This window comes from Trinickia symbiotica, from assembly GCF_003028655.1.
Classification (GTDB): domain Bacteria; phylum Pseudomonadota; class Gammaproteobacteria; order Burkholderiales; family Burkholderiaceae; genus Trinickia; species Trinickia symbiotica_A.
In genome coordinates, this window is record NZ_PYUC01000006.1 from 366,619 (window position 1) to 378,240 (window position 11,622).

Genomic DNA, 11,622 nt, shown 5'->3' on the forward strand with positions numbered 1-11,622 from the left:
CGAAGCGCGCTCAGACGTGATAGATGTCGATCAATTGATTGATGTAGTCGTTCTTCAGGACTACATACTTGTTGCGAACGAGCGGTCGTTCGCCTGTAAAGTCGATGACGTAGCGCGACATGCCGAAATGGCTGAACGTCGTCTTGTAGCGATGGCTCAGCGTGTGCCAGTTGAAGCGCACCGTGCAGACGCCGCCGGCCTCGTTCTCGAGCTCGATGTTGCTGAGGTTGTGCGACGTGCGCGTATCGGGCATCGTCGCGCTCGAGCGCTCCGTCTTGATGCGGAAGACACGGTCTTCGAGGCCCTGGCGATTCGGGTAATAGATGAGCGAAACCTCGCACTGCGGATCCGCGATGAGATTGTCGTCATCGTCCCATGAGGGCATCCAGAAGACGGCATCGCGGTGATAGCACTCGAGCCACTCGTCCCAGAGCTTGTCATCGAGAAGACGGCATTCGCGATGGAGAAACGCCTGAATGTCGTTCATCGTCACAGTGGTCATGCTCCACTCCCCTGCGCCGCCACGGCCTTCTTCATCGTCTCGACCCAATAGCGGTGCTGAATCGTATAAAGCCCCTCGTCTTCGGTTTTCACGCCGCTCAAAAGCGGCTTCAATCCGATCTTGCGCGCCGCTTCGTCGGGCCCTTCGAGCCAATGCGTCGAGCCACGACACATGTCGTTCCATTCGACCGCGATACCCGCGTAGCCCTGCTGGCACGAGCGGAACTCCTCCAGATCGTCGGGCGTCGCCATTCCGCTGACGTTGAAGAAGTCCTCGTACTGCCGAATACGATGGGCGCGCTCTTCGGCAGGCTCGCCCTTCGGGGCGATGCAATAGATCGTGACCTCGGTCTTGTCCACGGAAAGCGGCCGCAGCACGCGGATCTGCGAGCTGAATTGGTCCATCAGGTAGACGTTCGGATAGAGGCAGAGATTGCGCGAGTTGCGAATCATCCAGTCCGCCTTCTCGGCGCCGCAACGTCCTGCCAATTCCTCGCGCCGGCCGTAGTTGGGCCTGTCCTCGGGATTGGCCCAGCGTGACCACAAGAGCATGTGGCCACGGTCGAACGCATAGAAGCCTCCGCCCTGGCGCCCCCAGCTCCCGGCGTCCATCGCGCGGACGTCGTCGATGCGGCCGGCCTCCTGCTTGCGGCGATTCGTCGTGGCCGCGTAATTCCAATGCACCGACGAGACGTGATATCCGTCGGCACCGTTCTCGGCGGTCAGCTTCCAGTTGCCGTCATAGGTATAAGTCGACGAGCCGCGCAGCACTTCGAGGCCGTGTTCGGATTGATCGACGATCATGTCGATGATGTGCGCCGCCTCGCCAAGGTGCTCGGCAAGCGTCGGCACGTCGGCATTCAGGCTGCCGAAAAGAAATCCGCGGTAGTTCTCGAAACGGGGCACGCGCTTGAGGTCATGCGAGCCCTCCCGGTTGAAACATTCAGGATAGCCGGCCTCTTCGGGATCCTTCACCTTCAGCAGCTTGCCGCTGTTGTTGAACGTCCAGCCGTGAAACGGACACGTGTACGTCGCCTTGTTGCCGTGCTTGCGGCGGCACAGCATCGCGCCACGATGCGTGCAGGCATTGATGAACGCACCAAGCTCGCCCTGCCGGTTGCGCGCTATAAAGATCGGTTGCCGGCCGATGTACGTCGAGTAGTAGTCGTTCTTCTCTGCGATCTGGCTTTCATGGGCAAGATAGATCCAGTTGCCTTCGAAGATGGTTCGCATCTCGAGTTCGAAGAGCGCCGGATCCGTGAATGCGCTTCGATGCAACCTGTAATCGCCGCGCTCGCGGTCTTCGACGAGATATTCGTCGATGCTTCGGGCAAGCCGGGGGCTGCGATCCGGATGGATCGGGATCATGAGTGATATCTCCGGGTGAGTCTGGAACGGACGGCGGCTGGTGCGCCGTCCTTGGGGCACAGTCGCGCCGCGCGTGCGCGCGCGCCGACCTCCTACGCCGCCGCCCGCTTGCGCTCGACTTCGACGGCAGGGGCCGCAGCGTTGTCGACGTTCAGACGGAAGTCGAAATCGATCGAGGCGAACGGCTTGTCGACGCCATGCCGCGCAAGCTGCTCGGCGGACGAAATGCGCTCGATTGGCGGCACGAGCCCTTCGCGGCTGGCGAATGCGAAGTCGTCCCAAAGATAGGCGTCACCGTCGATGTTGATCTGCGTTGTCAGCTTGCGATGCCCTGGCGCCGAGACGAAGAAGTGGATATGCGCGGGCCGGCGGCCATGGCGGCCGAGTTTGTCGAGCAGGCGCTGCGTCGTGCCGCCGGGAGGACAGGCGTAGCCGACGGGAACGATGCTGCGAAACTGGTATCGCCCATCCGCATCGGTCACGATCGTGCGGCGCAGATTGAAGTCCGGCTGCGTCTTGTCGAAGAACGAATAGTTGCCGAGCAGATTGGCATGCCAGACTTCGACTCGCGCACCGGGCAGCGGCTTGCCGTTCGCGCCGAACACGGTGCCTTGCATGAATAGAACATCGCCCTCGTCGGCCTGCGAACCATCGTCGAGCCGCGCGAAGCCGACGCTTTCCGGCGCGCCCGCGACGTAGAGCGGGCCCTCGATCGTGCGAGGCGTGCCGCCTTTGATCCCAGCCTTCGCCTCGGCTTCGTCCATGCGGATGTCGAGAAAGCGTTCGAGGCCGAGACCGGCCGCAAGCAGCCCGAGCTCTTGCTTCGCACCCGCCTCCGAGAAATATTCGATGCCCTTCCACACTTCGGTCGGGCTCAAGTCGAGATCCTCGATGGCCTTGAAAAGGTCGGTCGCAAGGCGCAGCACCACCTGCTGAACGCGCGGGTCGGCTTCGCCCTTGGCCGTATCGACGATGAACCCTTTTACGAGGGCCTCGATTTCTGCATGCTTCATTGTCTGCTCCTGATCTGTCTCCGTTATCGGCCGTCCCCACGACGGCAAGCCGCCTGCGCCATCCACGGCCCCTTCGATGCTCGAAAGGTATGAGTCGATAGGCGGCAATCCGTAACTGAAGGATAATTAGCGCCAATCGGCGGCGTCCAACACCGTTTTAGTATCCATTCGATATCGCAGAGGTATGCTCATGGAGCTGCGCCATCTCCGTTATTTCGTCGCCGTGGCGGAGGAACGCAACTTCACGCGCGCCGCGGCACGGCTTCATATTGCGCAGCCGCCGCTCAGCCGGCAGATTCAGCAGCTCGAAGAAAGTCTCGGCGTGCAGCTCTTCGAGCGCGATGCGCGCCCCTTGAAGCTCACGGACGCCGGCCGTTTCTTCTACTCCCATGCGATGCAGCTGCTCGCGCAGATGTCGGAACTCGAGGCAATGACGAAGCGCGTCGGCAAGATCGAGCGCAGCCTCTCGATCGGCTTCGTCGGCTCGACGCTCTACGGCATGCTGCCGAAAGTGATTCGCCGTTTTCGCGCCGAGAACGCCGCCGTTGAATTAAGCTTTCACGAAATGTCGACGATGGATCAGATGAAGGCGCTGAAGGAAGGCCGCATCGACGTGGGGTTCGGGCGCATCCGGCTCGAGGATCCGAGCGTGCGCCGCGTCGTGCTGCGCGAGGAGCGTCTGATCGCGGCGTTGCCGCTCGGCCACCCGCTCTCGGCGGGCAAGCCGCAACTCGCGCTGCACGATCTCGCCGACGATACGCTGATCGTCTACCCGAAGGCACCGCGGCCGAGCTATGCGGACCAGGTGCTCGCCGCTTTCCACGATCGCGGGCTCGAGCCCGCGCATACCTACGAAGCGCGCGAGCTGCAAGTCGCGCTCGGTCTCGTGGCCGCGGGCGTTGGCGTCACCGTCGTGCCGCAAAGCGTGCACGGGCTCAAGCGCGACGACGTGAGCTATCACGAGCTCGACGATCCGAAGCTCGTCTCGCCGATCATCATGAGCATGCGCATGCTCGACGAATCCGAAGACATTCGCTCGATGCTCGATCTGATCTACGACCTCTACGCCGAAGAAGGGATCGACTATCTGCCGCCGCACGAGCGTCAATAGCCAACGTCCATCCTCGCCGCTTCGCGACGGCTCGATACCGGACGGGTATCGAACCAGACGATAACGGTCTTGGACATCGCGCAATGCCGCATCGCATACTGCAGCCGAACGAATCGACCTTATCGGCCACAGCATGAATGCAACCGTCCATTCCATCGAGGCAGTCCTCGTCGATCTGCCGACCATCCGCGCCCATCAGCTCGCGATGGCGACCATGCGGCAACAGACCCTCGTCATCGTGCGCGTGCGCTGCAGCGACGATGTCGAAGGCATCGGCGAAGCGACGACGATCGGCGGGCTGTCTTACGGCGACGAAAGTCCTGAAGGCATCAAGCTCACTATCGATACTTATCTGGCGCCGGCCTTGATTGGCGTCGACGCGACGAACGTCAAAGCGGCGATGGCGCGCTTGAACAAAGTGGCGCGCGGCAATCGCTTCGCGAAAAGCGCGCTCGAAACCGCATTGCTCGATGCCGAAGCCAAGCGCCTCGGCGTGTCGCTCTCGACGTTGCTCGGCGGCGCGGTGCGCACGGCGCTGCCGGTGCTGTGGACGCTCGCGAGCGGCGAAACGAAGCGCGACATCGACGAAGCCGAGCAACTGCTGGCCGAGCGGCGGCACGATACGTTCAAGCTCAAGATCGGCCGGCGCGCGCTGCGCGACGACGTCGCCCATGCGGCCGCGATCAAGCGCGCGCTGGGCGAGCGCGCGCGTGTCACTGTCGACGTCAATCAGGCCTGGAACGAGGCCGAGGCGGCGAACGGCATTGCCATGCTCGAAGCCGCGGGCATTGATCTGATCGAGCAGCCTACTCCACGCGAGCAGCGCGCGGCGCTTTCCCGTCTTGCGGCACGCTTCGTCGTTCCGATCATGGCCGACGAAGCGCTCACGGGACCGGCGGATGCGATCGAGCTCGTGCGCGGCGCGTCGGTCGACGTGTTCGCGCTCAAGATCTCGAAGGCGGGCGGCATCTATGAGACGTTCCGCACGGCGGCGATCGGCGATGCCGCGGGCGTTGCGCTTTACGGCGGAACGATGCTCGAAGGCAGCATCGGCACGACTGCCGCGGCGCATTGCTTCGCCGCGCTACCGCAGCTCGCCTGGGGAACCGAGCTTTTCGGACCCTTGCTGCTGACGGACGACATCGTGCAGCAGCGCCCCGTCTACCGTGACTTCACGCTTCAGCTTCCCGAGGGGCCGGGCCTCGGTGTGGCAATCGACGAAGACAAGCTCGCCCACTACCGGCGCGACGCGAAACGTATGACGGTGCCCGGCGCTGTCTCTGCTTGAGCCCTGGCCCCGTTCGTTCAACCACTCCATCAAAGGAACGTCATGCTCTATCTCGTCAGAATGGACGTGCATTTGCCGTCCGATATGCCCGCCGATCAGGCGGAGGAAATCAAGGCGCGCGAGAAGGCCTACTCGCAGAGGCTGCAACGCGAGGGCAAATGGCCGCAGCTCTACCGGATCGTCGGCGAGTACGCGAACTACAGCATCTTCGATGTCGAATCGAACGACGAACTCCATACGCTGCTTTCGAATCTGCCGCTCTTCCCCTACCTCGAGATCGCCGTCACGCCGCTCGCGCGCCATCCTTCGTCGATTCATTAACGTAGCGCGACGTCTCTCGACCGAAAAGAAGAACAACGAATCGGTCATCCACCGCATCTCAATCGAGCCGCCTGAGCGCCCCACGTCCAGCGGATCGCCGCAGCGCCCCAGCCACCCACGCGCCGCTCACGGGCTGCCTCCGCGCAGCCCTCGCTCCCCCGACCTCCAGCCCGCCCGCCATTCAGCTGACGCGGCGCGCCGGCTCGCCGCCACGATGCAAATTTTTCCGCTGCCAGCGTCGGAAAACGGTTTCAATTTATAGACGAAACTTACATTCACCTTTCTAACGAGCATATCTTACGAATGCCGGTCAGAATTTCCTGTTACATCTTTATGAAAAAATTGCCGCAAAGCAACAGGTATCTTTTTTCCTACATTTTTGGGAAGGGATTGATTTCGCGCAAACGTATTCGTACAATGCACCTCACCGGTTGTTACAAGATGTAACGCCTTGTATCAAACTGGGAAATCGGTTCCGCCCTGACCAAGCGGGCCAGAGGAGAAAAAAGTACAAGGTATAAATTACCTGGGATAACCAACGGGGCTTTGGAAGCGTGAGAAATGGACCACAGCAGTGAGACGCTGGACTCTATCCGCGAAATCAATCTTTCGTACATCATGCTTGCGCAACGGATGCTGCGCGAGGACAAAGCCATCGGAATGTTCCGCTTGGGGTTGTCGTCGGAGCTCGCCGATCTGCTCGCCGGGCTGTCGCTTGCTCAATGCGTCAAGCTTTCGTCGGCGCATCAGCTCTTGTGCAGCTTCCGGTTCAACGATCACGCGATGCTGAGCGCGCTGACGCAGACGGCGAAGAACGTCGAGGTTGCGTCCACGCACACGGCGATCCTGCTCGCGGGGCAACCGGCCGAGCAGTTTGCGTAAGGAGCGGGTCATGGCTCAAAAGAAGAGTCTCACCGAAGATGCCCAAGAGGTGTTTCGCGCGATTGCACTCATCGAGCTCGGTGCCCGTATGCAGGTGCTCGAGAGCGAGTTGTCTCTCTCGCGCGACCGTATGATCCGGCTCTACCGTGAAATCAAGGGCGTATCGCCGCCCAAGGGCATGCTGCCGTTCTCGGCGGACTGGTACATGACTTGGCTCGCGAACATTCATGCGTCGCTCTTCTATAACACGTACCTCTTCCTGAAGAACGAGGCCGGCTGCTCGCATCTCGATGCATTGACGAAGGGCTATCGGCTCTACCTCGAGCACTGCAAGCATGGCGAATGCGAGCCCGTGCTCGATCTCACGCGCGCATGGACACTCGTGCGCTTCTTCGACGCCGACATGCTGCAATTGACGGCGTGCTGTCGCTGCAGCGGCAAGTTCATCGCGCATAAGCACGAGTTGCAGCACAACGTCGTCTGTGGCGCCTGCCAGCCGCCGTCTCGAGCGGGCAAGACGAAAAAAGCCGCGCACAAGGAAACGATGGCCGCGGCCCGCGCTGCGGCACCCGCGCACGCAGCCTGAGAGAAGCCGATCGTCTCGAGCGGTGCCATTTCGCGCGCCGCATCCTCCCTCGATCGAGACCCATGCGGTAAGCAGCTACCGCAAACCGCCCCCTCCTGATTTACCCCTAGATCGACGCTTGTTTGTCGCGCCGCAGCATTCCGTGCGGCGCCTCGCCCAGCAAGCCGGTGAGGCGCTCCGACGAGCGCTGAGTTTGCGCGCCGCGTCTGACCGCCTTCCTTGACTCGCGAAGCGCCTCCTGCTGTACTAAATCACACGACTTGATTTAGTCGCCCCAGTCGTTCGATCGACCAACAACAACCGATTTTTATCCATCGGAGGAGGAGCATTCGATGAAAACCCGTCCCCACCCGGCCGTCAAACGGATCGCGGTGCTTTGCACCGCAGTTTCGGCCATCATCGGCATCGGCAACGCGCTCGCTGCCGATCAACCGACAGTCGGCCTCATCACGAAGACCGATACCAATCCGTTTTTCGTGAAGATGAAGCAAGGCGCCGAGTCCGCCGCCCAGAAAGATGGCGCGAAGCTACTCACCGCCGCGGGCAAGTTCGATGGCGACAACGCCGCGCAAGTGACGGCGCTCGAAAACATGACGACTGCCGGCGCCAAGGCGATTCTGATCACGCCGAGCGATACGAAAGCGATCGTGCCGTCGATCGAGAAAGCGCGCAAAGCCGGCGTCATGGTGATCGCGCTCGATACGCCGACCGATCCGCAAAGCGCAACCGATGCCCTCTTCGCCACCGACAACTTCAAGGCCGGCGAGCTGATCGGCGCCTATGCGAAGGCCGCGCTGGGCAACAAGCCCGCCAAGATCGCGACGCTCGATCTCGCGCCCGGCATCTCCGTCGGCGTGCTTCGGCACAACGGCTTCCTGAAGGGCTTCGGCATCAAGGAAGGGGATCCCAGCATCGTCTGCAGCCAGGACACGCGCGGCGACCGGGCCAAGGGCCAAACAGCAATGGAGAACTGCCTGCAAAAAGCGCCCGGCATTAACGTCGTCTACACGATCAACGAGCCCGCCGCGGCCGGCGCCTATCGCGCACTGAAAGCAGCCGGCAAGGAGAAGGACGTAATGATCGTCTCGATCGATGGCGGCTGCGAAGGCGTGCGCAACGTCAAAGCCGGCGCGATCGCCGCGACCGCACAGCAATATCCGCTCAAGATGGCGTCGCTCGGCGTCGACGCCGGGGTCGACTACGCGAAGACCGGCAAGAAGGTCTCGGGTTACACCGACACGGGCGTCACGCTCATCACCGACAAGCCGATGTCGGGCATCGACAGCAAAGACACGAAGTTCGGCCTCGAGAATTGCTGGGGCCAGTAATCCTCAATGGAAGCGCCGCCGAGGTCGAGCCCAGGCCCCGGCGGTCATCGGAAGCCTCTACGAGAGACGCATCATGACGACTCGATCCGTTCGGCCGGTTGGACCGGCCCCCGTCCCGCAAAGCCATCAGCACCGCATGCCGACGCTTGCCGAAGCCGGCCCGCTGATCGCGCTCATCGCCGCGTGCGCATTCTTCGTCTCGCAAAGCCATCGCTTTCTGTCGTTCCAGAATTTCTCGCTGATTCTGCAGCAGACGATGGTCGTCGCCGTGATCGCAATCGGCCAGACGCTCATCGTGCTCACGGCCGGCATCGACCTCTCGTGCGGCATGCTGATGGCATTCGGCTCCATCGTCATGACGAAGTTCGCCGTCAATCTCGGCGTGCCGCCTGTCATCGCCATTCTGTGCGGCATCGGCGCGAGCACTTTGTTCGGACTCCTCAACGGTGTCCTCGTCACGCGCATCAAGCTGCCGTCGTTCATCGTCACGCTCGGCACGTTGAACATCGCCTTTGCGCTGACGCAGATCTATTCGAATGCCGAAACGGTTTCGAGCCTGCCCGACGCCATGATGTTCCTCGGCAATACGTTCCGTGTCGGGCCGGCCGAAGTGACATACGGCACCGTCCTTGCGCTGCTGATGTACCTCGTCACTTGGTTCGTGCTTCGCAACACCGTGCCGGGCCGTCATCTCTACGCGCTCGGCAATAACCCGGAAGCCGCGCGACTGATGGGTCTTTCCTCACAGCGCATTCTGATCGCCGTCTACTCGATTGCCGGCCTCATCTATGGAATCGCCGCGCTGCTGCTCGTTTCGAGAACCGGAGTGGGCGATCCGCAAGCCGGGCAGACGGAAAACCTCGACAGCATCACAGCGGTGGTGCTCGGCGGCACGAGTCTCTTCGGCGGACGCGGTTCAATCGTCGGCACGCTGCTCGGCGCACTGATCGTCGGCGTGTTTCGCAACGGCCTCACGCTGATGGGCGTCTCGTCGGTCTACCAGGTGCTGATCACCGGCATCCTCGTGATCCTCGCCGTCGCCGCCGATAAGCTTTCGCATCGTCGCGCCTAAGCCCCTCTTCATCACAGGTAACGCCATGTCGACATCCTCTACCCGTCCCGCCACTCCCGTGCTCGAGGCCCGGGGCCTCGTCAAGCGCTACGGCCAGGTGACCGCGCTCGACGGTTGCGATTTCGAAGTGATGCCCGGTGAAATTCTCGCCGTCATCGGCGATAACGGTGCGGGCAAATCCTCGCTGATCAAGGCGCTCTCGGGCGCGGCCGTGCCGGATGAGGGCGAAATCCTCCTCGACGGCAAGCCGGTGCGCTTCCGCAGCCCGCTCGACGCGCGCGAGAACGGCATCGAAACGGTTTATCAAGAGCTCGCCGTCGCGCCGGCGATGACGATCGCCGAAAACCTCTTCCTCGGCCGCGAGCGCCGCATGCCCGGCTGGCGCGGCTCGCTGCTGAAAATGATCGACAAGCGGCGCATGCTCGATGAAGCGACGGCCCATATGAAGGACTTGCAGATCGGCATCCGTTCGATGCGGCAGCCCGTCGAAACGCTTTCCGGCGGCCAGCGCCAGGGCGTCGCGGTCGCGCGCAGCGCCGCGTTCGCGCGGCACGTCGTGATCATGGACGAGCCGACGGCCGCGCTCGGGGTCAAAGAAGGCAACATGGTGCTCGAGCTCATCCGGCGCGTGCGCGATCGCGGCTTGCCCGTGATCCTGATCAGCCACAACATGCCGCACGTCTTCGAAGTTGCCGATCGGATCCATATTCAGCGCCTCGGTCGTCGTGCCGCGCTCGTCAAGACGAAGGACATTCACATGTCGGAGGCCGTTGCGATCATGACCGGCGCCAAGGAAGCGGACGTCAAGGCGATCGCATGAAGCGTTGCCCGAATCCGATCGTAGCGGCACGCGCATGGACCTGACCATGAACGAGCGCTCGCAGCCGCACGGCACGCGCCCCGTCGGATCGAACCAGGTCGGCATGCGGCAGTTCAACGAGCGCATCGTGCTGCAGGCGATCCGGCTGCACGGCCCGTTGCCTAAAGCCGATGTTGCGCGGCTCACGCGGCTCAGCATGCAGACGGCGTCGATGATTGTCGAACGGCTCATCGACGATGGGCTGCTCGAAAAGCAGGCGCGCCTGCGCGGGCGGATCGGGCAGCCGTCCGTGCCGATCGCGTTGCGGGCCGACGGCGCTTATACAGTCGGCATCAAGGTCGGCCGGCGCAGCCTCGATGTGCTGACGATGGACTTCGTCGGCCGCGTTCGCAGTCGAGACGTGCTCGAATACGACTATCCGGACCCGCATGTGCTGTTTCCGGCGCTCGAGCAGAAACTGGCGCGCGTGCGGGCAACGCTCGGGGACGAGGCCGCAAAGATCGTCGGCGTCGGTGTTGCCGCGCCGCTGTGGCTCGGCGGATGGCGCGAATTTCTCGGTGCGCCGCCCAACGCGCTCGAAAGCTGGAACGCGATCGACATCCGCGCTCGCATCGAAGCGATGACGGGACTGCCCGTCGAGTTCGCGAAGGATACGACGGCCGCCTGCGCCGCCGAACTCGTCATGGGCCAGGGCCGCAATATCCGCAGCTTCCTTTATCTGTTCGTCGGCACGTTCATCGGCGGCGGGCTTGTCATCGATGGGCGACTGCACGGCGGGCCGCACGGCAACGCGGGTGCCGTCGGCTCGATCCCGCTTCCAGCAAACAATGGCAGGACGCCAAAACAACTGCTGCACGCGGCATCGGGTTTCGTGCTGGAGCAGCGCATGAGCGCGGCCGGCGCGCCCGCCGCCGCTGCGCACGATCATCGTGCCTTCGACGCACAACTATGGGCGGTGACGGAGCAATGGCTCGACGAAGCATGTGCGGCCATCGCCTCGACGGTGGCCACGTCGACGGCACTGCTCGATCTCGAGGCCGTCATCATCGATGGCGAAATCGACCGGCAACTCGCGCGTGAAATCATTCGCCGCACGCAGCGCGAGCTCGATCGCATCGAGTGGGAAGGGATGGTCAGACCGCAACTGCTCGAAGGGACGATCGGCGCGGACGCGCGCGCGATGGGCGGCGCGATCCTGCCGCTTTACGCGCACTTCGCGCCGATGCACGAGCTGTTTTTGAAGCCCGAAGGCGAATGACTGAGTGCCCGGTACGCGCCGCCCGCAACTCGCGGTCACGGGCAGCGCGCTCGAGGTTCCGATAGGCACCGACA

General features: G+C 62.7%; 12 protein-coding genes. 9 read left to right on the top strand and 3 right to left on the bottom strand.

Annotation, left to right across the window (positions count from 1 at the left end):
• Window positions 1–10: 10 nt before the first annotated feature.
• The 3 genes from benB to catA form a co-directional block, all read right to left on the bottom strand.
• Window positions 11–502 (bottom strand): benzoate 1,2-dioxygenase small subunit, encoded by a 492-nt coding sequence (gene benB, locus C9I57_RS14560; RefSeq protein ID WP_107151361.1) that lies wholly within the window; start codon window positions 500–502, stop codon window positions 11–13.
• A complete protein-coding gene (benA, locus tag C9I57_RS14565; protein WP_107151362.1) occupies window positions 499–1,869 on the bottom strand; it encodes a benzoate 1,2-dioxygenase large subunit in 1,371 nt (456 codons plus the stop codon). Before benA ends, benB begins: the two co-directional genes overlap by 4 nt.
• A 92-nt stretch (window positions 1,870–1,961) precedes the next feature.
• Window positions 1,962–2,882 carry a catechol 1,2-dioxygenase gene (gene catA, locus C9I57_RS14570; RefSeq protein ID WP_107151363.1) on the bottom strand — a complete coding sequence of 307 codons (921 nt, stop codon included), beginning with the start codon at window positions 2,880–2,882 and terminating at the stop codon, window positions 1,962–1,964.
• A 190-nt stretch (window positions 2,883–3,072) separates the two neighbouring features.
• Between catA and C9I57_RS14575 the strand changes: the two genes are divergently transcribed.
• The 9 genes from C9I57_RS14575 (at window position 3,073) to C9I57_RS14615 (ending at window position 11,548) form a co-directional block, all read left to right on the top strand.
• Window positions 3,073–3,993, top strand: a complete 921-nt coding sequence (locus C9I57_RS14575; protein ID WP_107151421.1) for a LysR family transcriptional regulator — start codon at window positions 3,073–3,075, stop codon at window positions 3,991–3,993.
• Window positions 3,994–4,126: 133 nt separating this feature from the next.
• Window positions 4,127–5,281 carry a muconate/chloromuconate family cycloisomerase gene (locus tag C9I57_RS14580; RefSeq protein WP_107151364.1) on the top strand — a complete coding sequence of 385 codons (1,155 nt, stop codon included), beginning with the start codon at window positions 4,127–4,129 and terminating at the stop codon, window positions 5,279–5,281.
• Window positions 5,282–5,323: 42 nt separating this feature from the next.
• Window positions 5,324–5,602, top strand: coding sequence for a muconolactone Delta-isomerase (gene catC / locus C9I57_RS14585; protein WP_018439301.1), 279 nt, complete (start codon window positions 5,324–5,326; stop codon window positions 5,600–5,602).
• A gap of 561 nt (window positions 5,603–6,163) precedes the next feature.
• A complete protein-coding gene (gene flhD, locus C9I57_RS14590) occupies window positions 6,164–6,484 on the top strand; it encodes a flagellar transcriptional regulator FlhD (RefSeq protein WP_107151365.1) in 321 nt (106 codons plus the stop codon).
• A 10-nt stretch (window positions 6,485–6,494) separates the two neighbouring features.
• Window positions 6,495–7,070, top strand: a complete 576-nt coding sequence (gene flhC / locus C9I57_RS14595) for a flagellar transcriptional regulator FlhC (protein ID WP_107151366.1) — start codon at window positions 6,495–6,497, stop codon at window positions 7,068–7,070.
• A 332-nt stretch (window positions 7,071–7,402) separates the two neighbouring features.
• The gene (locus C9I57_RS14600; protein ID WP_107151367.1) at window positions 7,403–8,398 is read left to right on the top strand and encodes a sugar ABC transporter substrate-binding protein; all 996 of its coding nucleotides are present in this window, start codon (window positions 7,403–7,405) and stop codon (window positions 8,396–8,398) included.
• A gap of 136 nt (window positions 8,399–8,534) precedes the next feature.
• Window positions 8,535–9,470 carry an ABC transporter permease gene (locus C9I57_RS14605; RefSeq protein WP_440130209.1) on the top strand — a complete coding sequence of 312 codons (936 nt, stop codon included), beginning with the start codon at window positions 8,535–8,537 and terminating at the stop codon, window positions 9,468–9,470.
• 25 nt (window positions 9,471–9,495) lie between these two features.
• The gene (locus tag C9I57_RS14610; RefSeq protein WP_107151369.1) at window positions 9,496–10,290 is read left to right on the top strand and encodes an ATP-binding cassette domain-containing protein; all 795 of its coding nucleotides are present in this window, start codon (window positions 9,496–9,498) and stop codon (window positions 10,288–10,290) included.
• A gap of 46 nt (window positions 10,291–10,336) precedes the next feature.
• Window positions 10,337–11,548: an ROK family transcriptional regulator gene (locus C9I57_RS14615; RefSeq protein ID WP_107151422.1), complete on the top strand. Its 1,212-nt coding sequence runs from the start codon at window positions 10,337–10,339 to the stop codon at window positions 11,546–11,548.
• Window positions 11,549–11,622: the final 74 nt, after the last annotated feature.

Bases quoted from the DNA above. Each gene is read 5' to 3' on its own strand.
- flhD (WP_107151365.1), top strand. From the start codon at position 6,164: ATGGACCACAGCAGTGAGACGCTGGACTCTATCCGCGAAATCAATCTT.
- benA (WP_107151362.1), bottom strand. From the start codon at position 1,869: ATGATCCCGATCCATCCGGATCGCAGCCCCCGGCTTGCCCGAAGCATC.
- catA (WP_107151363.1), bottom strand. From the start codon at position 2,882: ATGAAGCATGCAGAAATCGAGGCCCTCGTAAAAGGGTTCATCGTCGAT.
- C9I57_RS14610 (WP_107151369.1), top strand. From the start codon at position 9,496: ATGTCGACATCCTCTACCCGTCCCGCCACTCCCGTGCTCGAGGCCCGG.
- C9I57_RS14605 (WP_440130209.1), top strand. From the start codon at position 8,535: ATGCCGACGCTTGCCGAAGCCGGCCCGCTGATCGCGCTCATCGCCGCG.
- C9I57_RS14600 (WP_107151367.1), top strand. From the start codon at position 7,403: ATGAAAACCCGTCCCCACCCGGCCGTCAAACGGATCGCGGTGCTTTGC.
- flhC (WP_107151366.1), top strand. From the start codon at position 6,495: ATGGCTCAAAAGAAGAGTCTCACCGAAGATGCCCAAGAGGTGTTTCGC.
- C9I57_RS14615 (WP_107151422.1), top strand. From the start codon at position 10,337: ATGAACGAGCGCTCGCAGCCGCACGGCACGCGCCCCGTCGGATCGAAC.
- benB (WP_107151361.1), bottom strand. From the start codon at position 502: ATGACCACTGTGACGATGAACGACATTCAGGCGTTTCTCCATCGCGAA.
- catC (WP_018439301.1), top strand. From the start codon at position 5,324: ATGCTCTATCTCGTCAGAATGGACGTGCATTTGCCGTCCGATATGCCC.
- C9I57_RS14575 (WP_107151421.1), top strand. From the start codon at position 3,073: ATGGAGCTGCGCCATCTCCGTTATTTCGTCGCCGTGGCGGAGGAACGC.
- C9I57_RS14580 (WP_107151364.1), top strand. From the start codon at position 4,127: ATGAATGCAACCGTCCATTCCATCGAGGCAGTCCTCGTCGATCTGCCG.